Genomic DNA, 18,316 nt, shown 5'->3' with positions numbered 1-18,316 from the left:
AGGTTGATTCTTTAGGGGCTTTGTCTTTGAAGGAGAGGCCCAATGCCATTGCTGCTTTCGATTTTGCGGGAAGTACAAGACCCGCGTGACGTCAACGCGCGTCATGATCTGGCGGAGCTTCTGTTTTTGGCCTTGGCTGCGACGTTGTGCGGCGCCAAAAGCTGCGTGGATATTGCCGATTTCGTCGAGGGTCAGGAAGAAGAGCTGAAAGAGATCGTGGTGCTGGAGCATGGCTGTCCGAGCCACGACACGTTCAGCCGGGTGTTTCGACTTCTCGATGCCGATGAGCTTGCGCGCAGCTTTGCCAGCTTCATGGCGGCGCTGCGCCAAACGCTCGGACTTTCGCCGCCACGCGGCGTGGTGGCCGTCGACGGCAAGGCGTTGCGGCGCGGCTATGCGAAGGGGCGGGCTTTCATGCCACCTTTGATGGTGAGCGTGTGGGACGCCGAGACGAGGCTGTCGATTGCCGCTGCCCGCGCGCCTGAGGGCGACGAGGTCAAAGCCACGCTGGATCTTCTGAAGAGCTTGGATTTGAAGGGCTGTACAGTGACGGCCGATGCGCTGCACTGCCGCCCCGACACCGCCAAGGCGCTGATCGGCAAGAAGGCGCATTATGCGCTGGGGCTGAAGCCCAATCGTCCCAAGCTGTTTGCCGCGGCCGAACGAAGCTTCGCCCAAGCCGGCGAGATCGCGTTCTTTGAGACCAGCGACAGCGCGCATGGCCGCACCGAGACGCGAAGGGCTTCGGTCCTGCCGCTCAAGCGGCTGCTCGACCTGCCGGGCTTTCCCGGCCTCAAGGCGATCGGACGCATTGAGGCCTCTCGCAGCGTGGCAGGCGGCAAATCCAGTACCTCCGTGCGCTATGTCGCGCTCTCCAAAGTGCTTACCCCCAAAAGACTGGCCGAGACGCTCAGAGCACATTGGACAATCGAGAACCAGTTGCATTGGAGCCTCGACGTCGTCTTCCATGAGGACGACGCTCGCTCCCGCAAGGACAACGCCCCGCAAAACCTCGCCGTCATCAGACGCCTCGCGCAAAACATCTTGCAAGCCCATCCTCTCGACAAACCCATCGCAAGCAAAATGCGCAGAGCCAGATGGAACAAAGACTTCTTCTTCCAGCTCTTTACTCATATGCGATAGCCCTGCCCACGAGGGGGGAGATCGGCTGAATCATACCAGGCCGCGCTTCACCATCATCGCTTCGGGCGACGGCATCTTGCCGCGAAACGCCGTGTAGAGCTCTTCGGGATCCTTCGAGCCGCCGGCGGCGTAGATGTTCTTGCGCAGCCGCTCGGCCAGCGCCGGGTTGAAGGGGTCGCCGGTCTCCTCGAAGGCGGCGAAGGCGTCGGCGTCGAGCACTTCCGACCACATGTAGGAGTAATAGCCGGCCGAATAGCCGTCGCCGGAGAACACATGGCCGAAATGCGGGGTGCGATGGCGCATAGCGATGGTGTCCGGCATATGCAGTTTCTCAAGCGTTTCGGCTTCGAAACGAAGCGGCGCTTCAGGCGCGTCTGGCCGCGCGTGATAGGCCATGTCGATCAGGGCAGAGGCAGTGAATTCGACCGTTGCAAAGCCTGCGCCAAAAGTCCGCGCGGCCAGCATTTTGTCGAGCAGCGCCTTCGGCATCGGCTTGCCGGTCTTGACATGCAGCGCGTGCTTTTCCAGCACCGCCGGCACGGTCAGCCAGTGTTCGTAGAGCTGCGAGGGCAATTCGACGAAATCGCGGCTGACCGAGGTGCCGGCGACGGACGGCCAGGTGACGTCGGTCAGCATGCCGTGCAAGGCATGGCCGAACTCGTGGAACAGCGTTTTCGCCTCGTCGACGGACAGCAGCGCCGGCTCGCCCGCCGGCGGCTTGGCGAAGTTCATGACGTTGTAGATCACCGGTTTCGAGCCGTGGCCGAGATGATAGCCGGATTGCAGCGCACTCATCCAGGCGCCGGAGCGCTTTGACGGTCGCGCGAAGTAATCGGCGAGGAACAGGCCGCGCTCGCTGCCGTCGGCATTTTTCACGGCGAATACGCGCGCGTCGGGGTGCCAGGCGGCAATGCCGTTTTTCTCTTCGAAGGTGATGCCGAACAGTTTGGTTGCCACGTCGAAGCAGGCTTCGATGATCCGGTCCAGTTGCAGGTAAGGCTTCAGCTCGGCCTCGTCGAAGGCGAATTTTTCCGCGCGCAGCTTCTCCTGGTAGAAGCGCCAGTCCCAGGCGGCGAATTTTTCGTTGCTGCCGGATTCCGTCGCCAGCCGCTGCAGCTCGCTCTGGTCGCTTGCTGCCTTCTCCAGCGCCTTTTCCCAGACCGGATCGAGCAGTGCATGCACCGCCTTCGGCGTCTTGGCCATGGTGTCGTCGAGCTTCAGCGCGGCGAAGGAGCCGTAGCCGAGCAGCCTTGCCTTTTCGGCGCGCAGCTTCAGCATGTCGCGCACCACGGATGTGTTGTCGGTGGCGCCGCCATTCTGGCCGCGCATGGTAAAGGCGCGGAAGGCGATCTCGCGCAGGTCGCGGCGTTCGGAGAAGGTCGAGAACGGCTCATAGATCGAACGCGACAGCGTCACCGCATAGCGCCCCTTCTGGCCGCGCATTTCGGCGGCCTCGGCCATCGAGCTCTTCAAAAAATCCGGCAGGCCGGCAAGGTCGGCCTCGTCTAGGAAAAGCGCCCAGTCGCGCTCGTCGGCAAGCACGTTCTGGCCGAAGCTGGTGCCGAGCGAGGAGAGGTCCTCGCTGATCTTTGCCAGCCGCTTCTTGCCGTCGGCATCGAGCTTGGCGCCGGAACGGACGAAGCCCTTCCAGGTCTTCTCCAGCACCCGCAGGGTTTCGGCGTCGAGCCCCAGGCTCTCGCGGCGCTGGTAGAGGTCATCGATGCGGGCAAACAGTTTTTCGTTCATCGAGATCGCCGAGAAATGCCTGGACATCTTCGGCGAGATGTCGCGCTCCAGAGCCTGGATCGCCTCGTTGGTGTGGGCGCCGGCGCGGCACCAGAAGATCGAGGAGACACGGTCGAGCGCTTCGCCGGCGAGCTCCAGCGCCTGAAGCGTGTTTTCGATGGTCGGCGCATCCTTGTTGCCGGCGATCGCTTCGATTTCGGCGTCATGCGCCTTCAATGCCGCGTCGAAGACCGCAGAGAAGTCGTCGTCGCCGATATGGGCAAAATCGGGCAGGCTGAGCGGCCCTTGCCACGCGGTCAGCGGATGGGTGGCGAGGTCGACGGTTGTTGTGGAAGGCATGGACAGTCTTTCTCTAGCGAAGGCAGGCAGGGCGCAGGTGAAGGCAGGCAGAGTGGGTTGGTACCGATGTAGGGCGCTGGTTTGCCGCACGCAACAGCGGCTCCGGTCAGGTTTTCGTCAGTAGCCGTCGCAGTTTTCGGCGATTGCCGCTTGCGAGCTGGCGGTGATGCGATTGTCGGTCACCGCGAAGGTTTCCTGCATCAGCATGTCATTGTCGGGAAAATCATAGCAGGCGGTCACGGTGATGACGCCGCCTTCGCTCTTCTCGATCCGGTGCCGGATCGCAGCACCGGCGACGGCGCCTTGCCATTCATCGATCGAGGCGATGAATTCCTGCTTGCTCTGCACGATGCCGAGGTCCTCCAGTTTTATGCGGACGTCGTCGGCGAGAAGGTCGGACAGTTCGGTGCGGTCAGCCACCAGCAGCGCCGAATACCAGCGGCTGATGATGGCGCTGTCGTCGGCACGGACAGGAATGATCGAAAACAGCAATGCTGCCGCAATGAAAGCGACCGAACGGCAATCTCCCACCAAGTGCTGCCTCCATCCTGTTGCCTGACCATGATCCTGCTCGGAAACCGTTCTCTCCGGGTCATGCTCTACGCGATCTCCGGCCGTTCGAAATCGCCGGTCTCCTTGTTCATCACCCAGAGTTCGCCGGTGGAGATGTCGAACCAGGCGCCGTGCAGCGACAGCCGCCCCTTGCCCTCGAGGATCGAGACGCACGGAAAGGTTCTCAGATTGGCGATGGAATAGCGGATCGAGATGCGCTCCAGCGCGGTCTGGCGCTCCGTCGCGGTCATGAAGGTGCTGGAGGACACGGTTTCGGCGGCGGGAGCGATCAGGCTCATCCATTTGCCGATGAAGTCGCCGGGCGACAGCGGTACGGCCGCCGGGTCGAGTGCGGCGCGGATGCCGCCGCAGCGGCCATGGCCCATGACGACGATGTTCTTGACCTTGAGGCTTTGCACGGCGAATTCGAGTGCGGCCGAGGTCGAATGGAATTCGCCGTCCGGCGCGTAGGGCGGCACCAGATTGCCGACATTGCGCAGCACGAAGAGCTCGCCCGGTCCGGCGTCGAAGATCGCTTCGGGTGCCGCGCGGGAGTCGCAGCAGGCGACGATCATCGTCTCCGGCGCCTGGCCTTCGCGGGCGAGTTCGCGATAGCGCCCGCTCTCGGTGAGATAGCGGCCGTTCATGAAATTGCGGTAGCCGGCGAGAAGGTGTTCGGGGAGATGGGGCATGGGCGGCATCTGGAGCCTTTCCGGGTTGGATGCGGCAGCTCGTTGCGGTCTAAAGAGCCTCTAACGGCAAAAGCCGGTCGCGGGCAATGACGAATTGCAGATGGCTGCCCGGCAATCGCCATGCAAGATGCATGGCTCGAGCTTTCAGATTATGCCCAGATGGCGACGGGGATGCCAAAACCGTCACGGCCCGGCGGGTCGGGAAAGGGCCGCGCCTCACCGCCGGCGATGCGACCGGCGATCAGCATCATCGCTGCTGCGTCGAGAAAATCATCGGCGGCGGCACCGCGCGGCGGTGCCCGATCGAGAAAGTCCATTTCATAGCCATGCCGGCAGAGCAGCGCCTTGCGTTCCGCCATGCCGGCCGGATTGATGCCGCCCTTGATCTTCTTCGGCAGTTGCATGGCCTGGTCGCCATTCAGCCGGCAGAAAGCGACTTCCGGATGCGATTCGAAGACGCCGCCGCGCAATTCGGGATGCGCGATCAGCAGCGCGTCGATCTCGCGGATCTTCGAAAAAATGCCAAATGCCTGGATCGAAACGCCGCGCGGCGGGTCGGATGTGGTCTTGGCCACCTCGCTTGCCCGGCGATGCGCGGCGTACCAGGCCTCGATGGTGGTGAAGTCACCCGTATCGGCATAGAGCGCGGCGCGGGAAGGGATCGAAAAGACGCTGGATTGGCGTGCTCCGAGCAGTGGCCGCACCAACGCCTCCGGTCCGCGCCCGCCCTTTTGCGAAAACTCGGGCAGGCCGATCGGCATGTCGACGGCGATGACCGCATCATCGGGATTGGCCGCAAGCAATGCGCCGAAGCTGGCGAAGACATCAACCGAAGGCGCCGAGCAGTGAGCGCGCCGAACGGCGACCCAGCCGGCCTTGCAGCCATCGGCGCCGACAAGCACCAAGTTGGCCGAGGTCACGCCCGGCGGTCCCGCCCCGGATGCGTGAGGTGGCGAAGCTGCACCATCGCCATTGGGTGCGACAGGCTTTGCGCATCGGTTTCGAGCTGTAACTCGTCGCCGCCGCGCTTGGCCGTGCGCGCCAGGATCTCGTAGACCGCCGCCGTGGTCGATTGCAGCGCCTTGATCGCCGGCTGGCCGGACAGGATGCGCGCCAGGTAGATGGCTGCCGTCAGGTCGCCCAGACCATTCGGCGGCTTGTCGATCAGGCGGTGCTCGGCCAGCAGCACCTGGTTGCCGTCGAGCAGCAGATTGCCGGTGCCGCCGGTCATCATCGAGGGCGCCGAGGTCACCAGCATGGTCGATGGGCCGGCATGGAGAGCCGCCGCGATCACCGATTTGAGGTCGGGCAACGGCGCGCCGGCCATCCATTCCAGTTCGTAGCGGTTGGGAGTGGCGATGTCGGCGATCGGCATCAGCCGGTCGCGCATGGCGGCGGCGGTCGGCTCGGGCACATAGAGGCCACCCGAATCACCCATCACCGGATCGCAGATATAGACAGCATCAGGCGTCCTGACTTTCACCGCAGCGACCAGCGAGGCGACGGCCTCGGCCTGGCCGGCCTCGCCGAGATAGCCCGACAGCACGGCGCCGACCTCACCCAGCCATGGCGCGCGCTCGAGATCGGCCATCAGCGCCTTGAACTGGTCGAGCGGCGGCACGATGCGCGTCGCTCGCCCATGGCCTGGATGCCAGGGCAGGATGACCGTGGGCACCGCCCACACCGGAAAGCCCAGCGTCTCCAGCGCGAAGACAGCGGCACGGTTGCCGACCGAACCGCGCGCGACATGGCTGGAAATGACGATGACCGCACGCGGCGCGTCAGTTTGTTCGGCGCTCATTGTTCCTTGATTCCTAACTGCCCCGGATGATGTAAAGCACGAGCCAGACCATCAGGCCCAGCGTCAGCAGCAGGCCGAGTGTGCGGCCGATGCGGGTGCCCCAGATTTCGATCGGGTCCGCACGATCGGCATCGGCCGCGGTGACGTGGTCGCGCACGCCTTTGGCGCTCCGCGCCACGAACGAATTGCCCGCAGGGTCCGTCTCGCGCGCGATGCGTTCGAGGATGCGGCGCGATTCGCTGTCGCTGTCGTGGCGTTCCGCCATGATGATGTCCCGTTTCGATCGGATCTTATCGCGTTCGCGCAGCCAATCACAGGGCCTTGCAACGGCACCGAGCGTGCCAGGCAAGTCCCACCGGTGGGATCATTTTCTTGCGCGCTGATTGTGGTAATGCTTCGCATGCAACTTCTACCGAGGGATCCCATCATGTTTGCCCAGCGCCTTGCTCCACCGTCCATGTTCCGCACGCTGCCTGCCTTCCTGATGATGGCGATCGTGCTGCCGCTGCTTGCCGGCTGCGGCTACAACACCATCCCGACGGCGGAGGAAAACGCCAAGGCGGCATGGAGCGAGGTGCTGAACCAGTATCAGCGCCGCGCCGACCTGATCCCCAACCTGGTCGCGACGGTCAAGGGCTATGCCTCGCACGAGAAGGACACGCTCGACGCGGTGGTCGAGGCGCGCGCCAAGGCAACGCAGATAACCGTGACGCCGGAAACGCTGAACGACCCCGAGGCCTTCAAGAAGTTCCAGGACAGCCAGGCCGGCCTGACCAGCGCATTGTCGCGGCTCCTGGCCGTGGTCGAGAATTACCCGGACCTCAAGGCCAACCAGAATTTTCTGGCGCTGCAGGCGCAGCTCGAAGGCACCGAAAACCGCATCGCGGTGGCGCGGCGCGACTACATCCAGGCGGTGCGGGACTACAATCTGACGCTGAAGACCTTCCCGTCGGTGCTGTGGGCGACCTTCTGGTTCCGCGGCAATCAGCCCTTCGCAAACTTCACCATCGACGACGACAAGCTGCAGACGCCGAAGGTCGATTTCGGCGCCAAGCAGGGCGGGTGAGCGGCGAAATTCGGCTAAGCTGTTCTTTGCGACAAGACGGACCGCAGGCGTGTCCCCACCCCCCTCTGTCCTACCGGACATCTCCCCCTCAAGGGGGGAGATCGGCTGTCGGCAACGGCCTCGCCAATCCCTGTTGGATAGATGGCGCGGTCAACGAAACTGCCAATCTCCCCACTTGAGGGGGAGATGTCCGGCAGGACAGAGGGGGGCGCGAAAGATCGCCAGCCTGGCCTTACTGTATGCCATCCTAAGCTTTCTCTTCCTCCCTCTCACCGCCTTCGCCGCCGACCTGCCCGCCCTGACGGGCCGTGTCGTCGACAATGCCGGCATCATCGACCCCGCCGCCAAGGCAGCGCTGACGCAAAAACTCGCCGACTTCGAGACAAAAGGTTCCGACCAGATCGTCGTCGCCACGATTCCCAGCCTCGATGGCGAGGAGATCGAGCCCTATGCCAACCGGCTGTTCCGCTTCTGGAAACTCGGCCAGGCGAAGGAAAACAACGGCGTCCTGCTGCTGGTGGCCAAGAACGACCACAAGATGCGCATCGAGGTCGGCTATGGGCTGGAAGGCACGCTGACCGACCTGCACACCAGGCTGATCATCGAAAACGACATGGTGCCGGCGTTCCGTGCCGGCGATTTCTCCGGCGGCATAGCCAAGGCCGTCGACGACATGGTCATGGTGCTGGAAGGCAATCCGGAGGAGCTGGTGGCGCGGGGCGAGCGCAACCAGCAGCCGCCTGTCAACACCGACAATCTGTTCTTCGCCGTCTTCATCGGCATCTGGGCGATCATCTTCTTCGGCAGCATCGCAGTGTCCGTCCTGCCGCCGATCTTCGGCCAGAAGCTCGGTCCCGGCCGCTATCGCTGGCTTGGCATGACCTTCGAGCCAAGTCGGCGGTCCTCCGGCGGCGGCTGGTCATCGGGAAGTTCTGGCGGCGGCTGGTCTTCGGGTGGCGGCGGTGGCGGCTTTTCCGGCGGCGGCGGTTCGTCCGGCGGCGGCGGCTCTTCGGGAGGCTGGTGACGACATGACGAGACGCACCATCAGCCTGGTGAGACCGGGCCGCATCGCCCCAGCGACCCGGCTTGCCCTGATCGCTCTGGCGGCACTTCTCTCCTGTTTCACCGCCTTCGCCGCCGACCTGCCCGCCCTGACCGGCCGTGTCGTCGACAATGCCGGCATCATCGACCCCGCCACCAAGGCGGCGCTGACGCAAAAACTCGCTGATTTCGAGACAAAGGGCTCAGATCAGATCGTCGTCGCCACCATCGATAGCCTCGATGGCGAGGAGATCGAGCCTTACGCCAACCGGCTGTTCCGCTTCTGGAAGCTCGGCCATGCCGGCGAGGACAATGGCGTGCTTTTGCTGGTGGCCAGGAACGACCACAAGATGCGCATCGAGGTCGGCTACGGGCTGGAAGGCACGCTGACCGACCTGCACACCAAGCTGATCATCGAAAACGACATGGTGCCGGCGTTCCGCGCCGGCGATTTCTCTGGCGGCATAGCCAAGGCCGTCGACGACATGGTCATGGTGCTGGAAGGCAATCCGCAGGAGCTGGTGGCGCGGAGCGAGCGCAACCAGCCCCATGCCGCTGCCATCGACCCAATCGTCGCGGTGTTCCTGATCCTGTGGGCGACGATATTCTTCGGCGGGATGGCGATGGCGTTCCTGCCGCCGATGGTCGGCACAAAGCTGTCGCCGGGCGTGTACAAATGGCTGGGCATGACGTTTCGCTATGGCCAAGGGCCGAGCGGATCCTCGGGCAGAGGCTGGACAACGGGTTCGTCGTCGGGCAGCGGCTGGTCGTCCGGTTCGAGCAGCGGCGGCGGGTTTTCCGGCGGCGGCGGTTCGTCCGGTGGCGGCGGTTCTTCAGGAAGCTGGTGAGAGAAGATCATGGCAACACGACCGATCAGCCCGCAAGATCATGAGCGCATCGCCGCCGCGATCCGAACCGCCGAATCAAAAACCGATGGCGAGATCTACTGCGTCGTGGCGCATGCCAGCGCCGGCTATTTCTTCCCGGCCGCCTTCATGGCGACGGCAGGCATGCTGATCGTCAGCCTCGCCGTCGGCTATGGGCTGGAGGCCTGGTGGCTGTCGATCCGGCTGCCGCATTTCGTCATCGCCCAGCTGCTGGCGCTGGCCTGTGTGCTGGCCTTGTTGTGGGCGCTGCCCGGCCTGCGCATCCATCTGGTGCCGAGGCGGATGCGCTATCAGGCGGCGCACGCCAATGCGGTCAAGCAGTTCCTCGCCCGCAATGTCCATCGCACCACGGCGCGCACCGGCGTGCTGGTCTTCGTCTCGATCGCCGAGCGTTACGCCGAGGTGGTCGCCGACTCAGGCATCGACGCCAAGGTCGGCCAGCATGTCTGGGATGGCGTCGTGCGCGACTTGACCGCGCATGCCGGCGACGATCGTCTGGCCGACGGCTTCGTCAAGGCGATCGAGGCGGCGGGGGCGGTGCTGGCCGAGCATTTCCCGGTCACGCCGGGCGACACCAACGAGCTGGACGACCATCTCGTCGAGATCTGAGCTTCCGGAGAATTCGAAGGCACATCACCGGTGCCATGATCGTCTGTGAGAAAGCGGACGGCGGGCCGCGCCGACTCTTGCAATCGTCCGATGCGGGTTTATGGTTAACAAATCATGAATACGCTGACGATCGACATCCGCAAGGCCGAACCACGCGACGCTGGTGCCATCGCCGAGGTGCATCTGCAGGCCTGGCGCGGCGCCTATTCCGGCATCATTCCGCATCGCACGCTGACATCGATGATCAACCGCCGGGGCGCCGACTGGTGGGCGAATGCCATTCGCCGGGCCGCCACCGTGCTGGTCGTCGAGATCGGCGGCAAGATCGCCGGCTATGCGACGATCGGCAAGAACCGCGCCCGCGAGTTGCGGCAGCAAGGCGAAATCTACGAATTGTACCTGCGCCCGGAATATCAGGGCATCGGGCTCGGCAGCCGCCTGTTCGCGGCAGCCAGGGCGCGGCTGGCCGATCACGGGCTGAAGGGCATGGTGGTGTGGGCGCTGGAGGACAACCAGAACGCGCTCGCCTTCTATGCCGGCGCCGGTGGCCGCGACGTCGCCGAGGGCGTCGAGATCTTCGAGCAGAAGGCGCTGAAAAAGGTTGCCTTCGTCTGGGAGTGACAGCCCGGCATTTCTGTCATTGCATCTTCCGATCGTGCCCAGCGCCATTCGCCGCATTGCGCCGCGCCGCAGCGCCCGCTATCGATCTTCTATCGAAAGAGGGACAAAGCCATGCGCATTGAAGCCATAGCCATCGGAAAGAATCCGCCTGAGGACATCAACGTCATCATCGAGGTGCCGATCGGCGGCGAGCCGATCAAGTACGAGATGGACAAGGAAGCCGGCACGCTGTTCGTCGACCGCTTCCTGCACACTTCGATGCGCTATCCCGGCAATTACGGCTTCGTGCCGCACACGCTGTCGGGCGACGGCGATCCGATCGACGTGCTGGTCTGCAACACCCGTGCCTTGGTGCCGGGCTGCGTCATCAATGTGCGGCCGATCGGCGTGCTGGTGATGGAAGACAATGCCGGCCAGGACGAGAAGGTGATCGCCGTGCCGTCACCGAAGCTGACGCTGCGCTACGAGAACGTCACCGAATACACGCATCTGCCCGACATCACGCGCCAGCAGGTGCAGCACTTCTTCGAGCACTACAAGGATCTCGAGCCCGGCAAATGGGTCAAGATCGAGGGCTGGCACGATTCCAAATATGCCAAGAAGATGATCGTCGACGCGATCGAGCGGGCGAAGAAGAGCAAGTAAGCCGCCATACGGAGTTTGCGAGCGAACTCCCACGTAGCGCCGCCCCTCATCCGCCTGCCGGCACCTTCTCCCCGTATAGTGACGGGGAGAAGGGAGTAGCCTCAGCCTTGGCTCCCCTTCCTGTAGCGTATGTAATTGGCGAAAGCCGCGATGACGGCATCTTTCTCCCCGTCACTATACGGGGAGAAATGCCCGGCAGGGCAATGAGGGGCAGCGCGGGCCGACGATCGTTAGCCAACGATTCGCCCTCAGTTATCAACCCGGCCGAAAGCCGGCACGTTGCCGATGACGGTGTGCTTGTCCTTCCCGCAGGCGAACGTCCGTGCTTTCTCGTCGGCGAGTTTTCGCGCCTGATCGTTGGCGGTGGGATTGCCGGTGGCCAGCACCAGGCCGATCGTGCAGCCGTCGCGGCCGTCCATCTGGCCGACCTTGGCGACGAGCAGCACCTCTGTCGGCTTGTTCTGGTCGTCGGGATTGCTGATCGAGCGGCGGTGGATGACGGCAAAGGGCACGGCCCTGTCGCCCTTGGTTTCGATGCGCCATTCGATCTTGGCTCCGGACGAATTGAAGCTTGAAAAACTCTCCCAGGCCGAAGTCATGTCGCCGCCGGGCGGAAAGCCATAGAACAGCGATTCACGGGCGTCGTCATAGGCGACCAGCACGGGATAGCCGCGATAGCCCGAACATGTGAGATCGGCCCAGTCGCCGTCGCCTTCCTCAGCCTGCGCGTAGGTCACGCAGTCCTTCTTCCAGTCGAGATCGCTATAGGCGCTTGAGATGCCGTCGGCATGGGCCGCTTGACACAGGCCGGCAAGGGCAAGCGGGATCAGAATGGCACGCATGGCGATCAGCTCCGTTGCAGGCCATCGCAGCGTAGCGCCAAACGCTATTTCTTCAAGCTCGCTTCGATCAGCAGGTCGGCGTTGCGGGCGACCGACTGCGCCGGGCCGCCGAGCCCGAACAGCTGGCCGCTGATATAGGCGCCCTCGATCAGGAGCAGCAGGCCGTCGCCCAACGTATCGGCATCGTGCGCGCCCATGGCAACCGCCATGGCGCGCAGCCGGCGGCGCAGCTCCTGCTTGTTGGCCTCGCTGACCACGCGCGCCGGGTGACTGTGTTCGGGATATTCCACCGCCGCATTGGTCATGCCGCAGCCGCGATAGTCCGCCACTTGCGTGCGCTTGCCGATGCGGGTCAGGAACGCCTTGATCTGCGCGCGCGGATCGCCGGGATGGGCGGCGACCGCCTCGTCGAAACGCTCCCAGTATTCCAGGTCGTATTGCCTGAGATAGGAAGCTGCCAACTCGTCCTTAGACGGAAAGCTGCGATAGAGGCTGGGCTTGGTGACACCGGCGCGTTTGACGATTTCGTCGACGCCGATCGCCCGGATGCCGCGCCGGTAGAACAGGTCGTATGCCACATCGAGGATTTTCTTCGCGGCCTTCGGCGGCGCCGAAGCATGACCGTCGCTGATGGTCAGTTCAATATTTTTGTCCGTTGGCATGTGTAACTCGATTGACAATGTTACCGATCGGTACGTATACCTGCCGCATCTGCAACGTACCGGTCAGTAACATGATAGCTCAATCCCGTCCGTTTGGCCAGCGCTACGCTTTCGTCGTGGTCGGCGTCATCTTTCTCTGCCTGCTCGTTGCGGCCGGCCTGCGTTCCGCGCCGGCCGTCATGATGCTGCCGCTCGAGAACAGTTTCGGCTGGCGGCGCGACGTCATCTCGCTGGCTGCCGGCATCGGCATCTTGCTCTATGGCCTGACTGGTCCTTTTGCCGCGGCCTTGATGGAGCGGATCGGGCTTCGTCGCACGCTGCTTGCCTCGCTGGTGGTGATGTCGGGCTCGACAGCCCTCAGCCTGCTGATGACCAAGCCCTGGCATCTGTTCATCACTTGGGGCGTGTTCTCGGGCATTGGGTCCGGCGCCGTCGCCAGCGTGCTCGGCGCCACCATCGTCAACCGCTGGTTCAAGACCAATCGCGGCCTTGTCATGGGGCTAATGTCGGCGTCCAGCGCTTCCGGCATGCTGGTGTTTCTGCCGCTGATCGCTGCGTTGGCGCAGTCGGGTGGCTGGAAGCCGGTTGTCATCGCTGTCGCGATCGCCACCGCGGCCCTGATACCGCTGGTCTGGCTGCTGGTGCCGGAGCGGCCAGCTTCGATCGGGATGGTGCGCTATGGCGCCGAGGCCGACGACGTGCCGCCGGCTCCGCCCGCATCACAGGGCAATTTTCTCGCGCATACGTTCTCGACGCTGCGCCGTGCCGCCCGCACGCGGGTGTTCTGGTACCTGTTCGCCACCTTCTTCGTCTGCGGCTTCACCACCAACGGGCTGGTCGGCACGCATCTGATCGCGTTTTGCGGCGACATGGGCATCGGCGAGGTGCAGGCCGCCGGCCTGCTGTCGATGATGGGCATCTTCGACCTGATCGGCACGACGCTGTCGGGCTGGCTCACCGACCGCTACGACCCGCGCAAGCTGCTCGGCGTCTACTACGGCATCCGCGGCCTGTCGCTGATCTATCTGCCCTATTCAGGCTTCTCGGCGACCAGCCTGATCATCTTCGCCGTGCTCTACGGTCTCGACTGGATCGCCACCGTGCCGCCGACGCTGCGGCTCGCCAACGAGGCATTCGGCGACCGCAGCGGCCCGATAGTGTTCGGCTGGATCGTCGCCGGCCATCAGATCGGCGCAGCCACCGCCGCGGCCTTCGGCGGCACCATGCGCGAGCTGCAGGGCAATTATGAGCTGGCCTTCCTGATCGCCGGCATGACGGCAATCGCCGCTGCCTGCATCTCGCTGCTGATCAACACCAGCCGGCCGGCGTTCGATCCGGAGCCTCAGGCGGCGTAAGAAGAGGCGCTGCTCTCCTTCTCCTCTTGCGGGAGAAGGTGACCGAGCGAAGCTCGGTCGGATGAGGGGTGTTCCAGGGAACGCAAACGCCTCATTCCGTCCAGCACCCCTCAACCGTCTCGGCGCTATCGCGCCGATCTTCCTTCTCCCTCAAGGGGAGAAGGAAGAGGGTGGTTGTTATCAAAACTTCATGGTTTCGAGATGCGCCTGAAACATTGACGCTGGACCTTGGTGGCACCGTTCAAGCCACCCAGGAGACAGCCATGAACAAGCTTTCCGTGACCCGCCGCGCCTTCGTCACCTCCGCCAGTGCAGCCGGTCTCCTCGGCGCCTCAGGCTTGGCGCTGCCCTATTACTCCCGCGCCAGTCAGCGGCCGGCCTTCACCCATGGCGTCCAGTCAGGCGATGTCGACGCCACCAGCGGCATGGTGTGGACGCGTACCGACCGTCCGTCGCGCGTCATGTTCGAAGTGTCGTCGACGGAGAATTTCGCCAACGCTGTCCGTCTGGCGCCGCTCGATACCTCGCCGGCCAGCGACTATACGGTCAAGCGGCTGCTCACCGATCTCGCCTCCGACCAGGATATCTTCTATCGCATGACGGCAGCCGATCTGGCCGACATCAACGCCGTTTCCGAGCCGATCACCGGCCGCTTCCGCACCGCGCCCGCTTCCAGGCGCGACATCAAGTTCGCCTGGTCGGGTGACACCGCCGGCCAGGGCTGGGGCATCGACGAGACCGGCATGAAGACCTACGCCACGATCGGCAAGCACACGCCCGATTTCTTCCTGCATTCGGGCGACACCATCTATGCCGACGGCGCCATGAAGGACGAGGTCGACCTGCCCGGTGGCGGCAAGTGGAAGAACGTCGTGCTGATCGACGGCAAGCGCAAGGTCGCCGAAACGCTGGACGAATACCGCGACCAGTGGAAATACAACATGATGGACAGACACGTGCTCGGCTTGAGCGCCATCTGCCCGACCTTCTACCAGTGGGACGACCACGAGGTGCTGAACAACTGGTCGGATTCGAAGGATCTGAGCGCCGACAACCGCTACACGGAAAAATCCATCCATGTGCTGGCGGCCCGCGCGGCGCGCGCCTTCCATGAGATGACGACGATCCGTTACGAACCGTCCGAGCCCGGCCGCGTCTATCGGAAAATCGCCTACGGGCCGCTGCTCGACGTGTTCTTCCTCGACATGCGGTCCTATCGCGGCCCCAATGGTCCGGACATGCAGGACGAGATGACGCCGCAATCGCGCATGCTCGGCGAACAGCAGACGAAATGGCTGAAGCGGGAGCTGGCCAACTCCAAGGCGACCTGGAAGATCATCGCCGCCGATATGCCGCTCGGCCTCGTCGTCTGGGACGACGCGGCCAAGAAGGCGGGCGCGGAAGCGGTCAGCAACGGCGACAACGGCCCGGCCAAGGGGCGCGAGCTCGAGATCGCCGATCTGCTGCGCTTCATCAAGAATGCCGGCGTCAGCAACACCGTCTGGCTGACCGCCGACGTGCATTACACCGCCGCGCACCACTACAATCCCGACAAGGCGCAGTTCCAGGATTTCAATCCGTTCTGGGAATTCGTCTCGGGTCCGATCCATGCCGGTACGTTCGGCCCGAACGATTTCGACATGACCTTCGGTCCGGAGCTGAAATTCATCAAGGCGCCGACCGCCGAGCAAGGCCAGAACCTGCCGCCGTCGGCCGGCCTGCAATTCTTCGGTTTGGTCGATATCAGCGGCGCCAGCGAGCAAATGACGGTGCGGCTGATGGATCGCGACGACAATGAACTCTACAAGGTCACGCTCGACCCGGTGCGGCCGGCGTAAGGGGCTGAGGCCCGTTCACCCTCCCCCTTGTGGGGAGGGTCGGCGAGGCGGCTTCGCAAAGCGAAGCTGGCGAGACGGGGTGGGGGTGAGGCGCCGGCGTGGGGAGACCCCCACCCCGCTCCGCTTCGCGGATCGACCCTCCCCACAAGGGGGAGGGTAAGCGCGATCAGTCCGGGTAGCAGACCATCGGGATATTCGGCCAGACGGCGGTGTCGCAGTTGGCGGCGTCCTGCCTTTGCTTGAAGGCGGTGCTGACCGGGCCGGTCACCATCGGGTCGACGCCGTCGGGCGCGTCGGCGAAGACCTGTTCAGCCGATGGCGCATCGGACGACAAGGCAGGCCGTGCCTCCTTCTGCGTCGCAGCCGACTGCGCGGCGTTGGCCGCCAGCAGGACGGCAAAGGCAACGGACGCGATGAGCGGCCAGAATCGGTTGAGTTTATCGGTCATGACGTTCGAACTGCCCGGGCCCCGAAAGGTTCCCGCCTTGGTTAACAAAATCATCTCACACGCAGATGCTTAAGATTTGATGAGTATTTGGTGTCGCGCCTCCTCTTTCGCAACTGCGAAAAACCCTGTATGAGCCGCGCAACCGAAAGAGGCAGCGCCTTTTGGCCTGCTGCCTGCAACGCTTCCGAGACCAGAACATGAAAATCCGTAATATCGCGATCATCGCGCACGTCGACCATGGAAAAACCACCCTTGTCGATCAATTGCTGCGGCAATCCGGCTCCTTCCGCGACAATCAGCGCGTCGCCGAGCGCGCCATGGATTCCAACGACCTCGAAAAGGAACGCGGCATCACCATCCTGGCCAAGGCGACCTCGGTCGACTGGAAGGACACCCGCATCAACATCGTCGACACGCCCGGCCACGCCGATTTCGGCGGCGAGGTCGAGCGCATCCTGTCGATGGTGGATTCGGCCATCGTGCTGGTCGATGCCGCCGAGGGGCCGATGCCGCAGACCAAGTTCGTCGTCGGCAAGGCCCTCAAGGTCGGCCTGAAGCCGATCGTCGTCATCAACAAGATCGACCGTCCGGACGCGCGCCATGTCGAGGTGGTCAATGAGGTGTTCGACCTGTTCGCGGCACTCGACGCCACCGACGAGCAGCTCGACTTCCCGATCCTCTACGGCTCGGGTCGCGATGGCTGGGTCTCGGAAAATCCGGAAGGCCCCAAGGACCAGGGCCTGGCGCCGCTGTTCGACCTGGTCATCAAGCATGTGCCGGCGCCGACCGTGCATCCCGGCCCGTTCCGCATGATCGGCACCATCCTGGAAGCCAATCCCTTCCTCGGCCGCATCATCACCGGCCGCATCGAGTCCGGCACGCTGAAGTCCAACCAGCCGGTCAAGGTGCTGCACCATGATGGTACGCTGGTCGAAACCGGCCGTATTTCCAAGATTCTCGCCTTCCGCGGGCTCGAGCGCCAGCCGATCGAGGAAGCCCAGGCGGGTGATATCGTCGCCATTGCCGGCCTGTCGAAGGGCACCGTCGCCGACACGTTCTGCGACCCGTCCGTGACCGAGCCGCTGCATGCGCAGCCGATCGATCCGCCGACCGTGACCATGTCCTTCCTCGTCAACGATTCACCGCTGGCCGGCACCGAAGGCGACAAGGTGACCAGCCGCGTCATCCGCGACCGTTTGCTGCGCGAAGCCGAAGGCAATGTCGCGCTGAAGATCGAGGAATCGCCCGACAAGGATTCGTTCTTCGTCTCCGGCCGCGGCGAATTGCAGCTGGCCGTGCTGATCGAGACGATGCGCCGCGAGGGTTTCGAGATCGCCGTGTCGCGTCCGCGCGTCGTCATGCAGAAGGGCGAAAACGGCGAATTGCTGGAGCCGGTCGAGGAAGTCGTTATCGACGTCGACGAGGAGCACGCCGGCATCGTCGTGCAGAAGATGTCGGAGCGCAAGGCCGAGATGGTCGAGCTGCGCCCGTCGGGCGGCAACCGCCAGCGCATCGTCTTCCACGCGCCGACGCGCGGCCTGATCGGCTATCAGTCGGAACTGTTGACCGACACGCGCGGCACCGCCGTGATGAACCGGCTGTTCCATGCCTATGAGCCCTACAAGGGCGAATTGCCGGGCCGTACCAATGGCGTGCTGATCTCCAACGAGCAGGGCGAGGCGGTGGCCTACGCCATGTGGAACCTGGAAGACCGCGGCCCAATGGTCATCGATCCCGGCGTCAAGGTCTATCAGGGCATGATCATCGGCATCCACAGCAGGGACAACGACCTCGAAGTCAACGTGCTGAAGGGCAAGAAGCTGACCAACATCCGCGCCGCCGGCAAGGATGAGGCGGTGAAGCTCACCCCGCCGATCCGCATGACGCTGGAGAAGGCTCTGGCCTGGATCCAGGACGACGAACTGGTCGAGGTGACGCCGAAGACGATCCGCCTGCGCAAGCTCTATCTCGACCCGAACGAGCGCAAGCGTTTCGAGAAGTCGGCCAAGGCGGTCGGCGCGGCGTAATC

General features: G+C 63.9%; 19 protein-coding genes. 10 read left to right on the top strand and 9 right to left on the bottom strand.

Annotated features, from left to right (window positions below):
• Window positions 1–42: 42 nt before the first annotated feature.
• Window positions 43–1,143, top strand: a complete 1,101-nt coding sequence (locus tag BPNPMPFG_RS20610) for an ISAs1 family transposase (protein WP_258590521.1) — start codon at window positions 43–45, stop codon at window positions 1,141–1,143.
• A 30-nt stretch (window positions 1,144–1,173) separates the two neighbouring features.
• On the opposite strand, the gene BPNPMPFG_RS20605 is transcribed toward BPNPMPFG_RS20610, so the two are convergent.
• The 6 genes from BPNPMPFG_RS20605 to BPNPMPFG_RS20580 all read right to left on the bottom strand — a co-directional run bounded on the left by BPNPMPFG_RS20605 (window position 1,174) and on the right by BPNPMPFG_RS20580 (window position 6,538).
• Window positions 1,174–3,228, bottom strand: a complete 2,055-nt coding sequence (locus tag BPNPMPFG_RS20605) for a M3 family metallopeptidase (RefSeq protein ID WP_258590520.1) — start codon at window positions 3,226–3,228, stop codon at window positions 1,174–1,176.
• Window positions 3,229–3,345: 117 nt separating this feature from the next.
• Complete coding sequence (locus BPNPMPFG_RS20600) at window positions 3,346–3,762, bottom strand: nuclear transport factor 2 family protein (RefSeq protein WP_258590519.1); 417 nt, start codon at window positions 3,760–3,762, stop codon at window positions 3,346–3,348.
• A gap of 65 nt (window positions 3,763–3,827) precedes the next feature.
• Window positions 3,828–4,472 carry a carbonic anhydrase gene (locus BPNPMPFG_RS20595; protein WP_258596829.1) on the bottom strand — a complete coding sequence of 215 codons (645 nt, stop codon included), beginning with the start codon at window positions 4,470–4,472 and terminating at the stop codon, window positions 3,828–3,830.
• A 149-nt stretch (window positions 4,473–4,621) separates the two neighbouring features.
• A complete protein-coding gene (locus tag BPNPMPFG_RS20590) occupies window positions 4,622–5,392 on the bottom strand; it encodes a DUF429 domain-containing protein (protein ID WP_258590518.1) in 771 nt (256 codons plus the stop codon).
• Window positions 5,389–6,273: a pyridoxal kinase PdxY gene (pdxY, locus tag BPNPMPFG_RS20585; RefSeq protein WP_258590517.1), complete on the bottom strand. Its 885-nt coding sequence runs from the start codon at window positions 6,271–6,273 to the stop codon at window positions 5,389–5,391. Before pdxY ends, BPNPMPFG_RS20590 begins: the two co-directional genes overlap by 4 nt.
• A gap of 13 nt (window positions 6,274–6,286) precedes the next feature.
• The gene (locus BPNPMPFG_RS20580; protein ID WP_258590516.1) at window positions 6,287–6,538 is read right to left on the bottom strand and encodes a hypothetical protein; all 252 of its coding nucleotides are present in this window, start codon (window positions 6,536–6,538) and stop codon (window positions 6,287–6,289) included.
• A gap of 162 nt (window positions 6,539–6,700) precedes the next feature.
• On the opposite strand from BPNPMPFG_RS20580, the gene BPNPMPFG_RS20575 reads away from it, so the two are divergent.
• The 6 genes from BPNPMPFG_RS20575 to ppa all read left to right on the top strand — a co-directional run bounded on the left by BPNPMPFG_RS20575 (window position 6,701) and on the right by ppa (window position 11,142).
• Window positions 6,701–7,339: a LemA family protein gene (locus BPNPMPFG_RS20575; protein WP_258590515.1), complete on the top strand. Its 639-nt coding sequence runs from the start codon at window positions 6,701–6,703 to the stop codon at window positions 7,337–7,339.
• 175 nt (window positions 7,340–7,514) lie between these two features.
• Window positions 7,515–8,363, top strand: coding sequence for a TPM domain-containing protein (locus BPNPMPFG_RS20570; protein ID WP_258590514.1), 849 nt, complete (start codon window positions 7,515–7,517; stop codon window positions 8,361–8,363).
• A gap of 4 nt (window positions 8,364–8,367) precedes the next feature.
• Window positions 8,368–9,228 (top strand): TPM domain-containing protein, encoded by an 861-nt coding sequence (locus BPNPMPFG_RS20565; RefSeq protein ID WP_258590513.1) that lies wholly within the window; start codon window positions 8,368–8,370, stop codon window positions 9,226–9,228.
• 9 nt (window positions 9,229–9,237) lie between these two features.
• Window positions 9,238–9,876 carry a TPM domain-containing protein gene (locus BPNPMPFG_RS20560; protein WP_258590512.1) on the top strand — a complete coding sequence of 213 codons (639 nt, stop codon included), beginning with the start codon at window positions 9,238–9,240 and terminating at the stop codon, window positions 9,874–9,876.
• Window positions 9,877–9,990: 114 nt separating this feature from the next.
• Window positions 9,991–10,497, top strand: a complete 507-nt coding sequence (locus BPNPMPFG_RS20555) for a GNAT family N-acetyltransferase (RefSeq protein WP_258590511.1) — start codon at window positions 9,991–9,993, stop codon at window positions 10,495–10,497.
• A 111-nt stretch (window positions 10,498–10,608) separates the two neighbouring features.
• Complete coding sequence (gene ppa, locus BPNPMPFG_RS20550; RefSeq protein ID WP_258590510.1) at window positions 10,609–11,142, top strand: inorganic diphosphatase; 534 nt, start codon at window positions 10,609–10,611, stop codon at window positions 11,140–11,142.
• A 248-nt stretch (window positions 11,143–11,390) separates the two neighbouring features.
• Here ppa and BPNPMPFG_RS20545 read toward each other — a convergent pair whose 3' ends face one another.
• Both BPNPMPFG_RS20545 and BPNPMPFG_RS20540 read right to left on the bottom strand, forming a co-directional pair.
• A complete protein-coding gene (locus BPNPMPFG_RS20545) occupies window positions 11,391–11,984 on the bottom strand; it encodes a hypothetical protein (RefSeq protein ID WP_258590509.1) in 594 nt (197 codons plus the stop codon).
• 44 nt (window positions 11,985–12,028) lie between these two features.
• Entirely contained in the window at window positions 12,029–12,646 is a 618-nt protein-coding gene (locus BPNPMPFG_RS20540; RefSeq protein WP_258590508.1) for a TetR/AcrR family transcriptional regulator, read from the bottom strand.
• Window positions 12,647–12,717: 71 nt separating this feature from the next.
• Between BPNPMPFG_RS20540 and BPNPMPFG_RS20535 the strand changes: the two genes are divergently transcribed.
• The gene (locus BPNPMPFG_RS20535; protein WP_258590507.1) at window positions 12,718–14,001 is read left to right on the top strand and encodes an MFS transporter; all 1,284 of its coding nucleotides are present in this window, start codon (window positions 12,718–12,720) and stop codon (window positions 13,999–14,001) included.
• Window positions 14,002–14,264: 263 nt separating this feature from the next.
• Window positions 14,265–15,839: an alkaline phosphatase D family protein gene (locus tag BPNPMPFG_RS20530; protein WP_258590506.1), complete on the top strand. Its 1,575-nt coding sequence runs from the start codon at window positions 14,265–14,267 to the stop codon at window positions 15,837–15,839.
• 166 nt (window positions 15,840–16,005) lie between these two features.
• On the opposite strand, the gene BPNPMPFG_RS20525 is transcribed toward BPNPMPFG_RS20530, so the two are convergent.
• On the bottom strand, window positions 16,006–16,287 hold the full coding sequence (locus tag BPNPMPFG_RS20525) for a hypothetical protein (protein ID WP_258590505.1): 282 nt from the start codon (window positions 16,285–16,287) through the stop codon (window positions 16,006–16,008).
• 197 nt (window positions 16,288–16,484) lie between these two features.
• Here BPNPMPFG_RS20525 and typA point away from each other — a divergent pair, with 197 nt between their 5' ends.
• A complete protein-coding gene (gene typA, locus BPNPMPFG_RS20520) occupies window positions 16,485–18,314 on the top strand; it encodes a translational GTPase TypA (RefSeq protein ID WP_258590504.1) in 1,830 nt (609 codons plus the stop codon).
• The last annotated feature ends 2 nt before the right edge of the window (window positions 18,315–18,316 follow it).

Source organism: Mesorhizobium sp. AR07, from assembly GCF_024746815.1.
Taxonomy (GTDB): Bacteria; Pseudomonadota; Alphaproteobacteria; order Rhizobiales; family Rhizobiaceae; genus Mesorhizobium.
The sequence above is the reverse complement of the archived record's forward strand: the minus strand, read 5'-3'. Positions and strand labels throughout refer to the sequence as shown.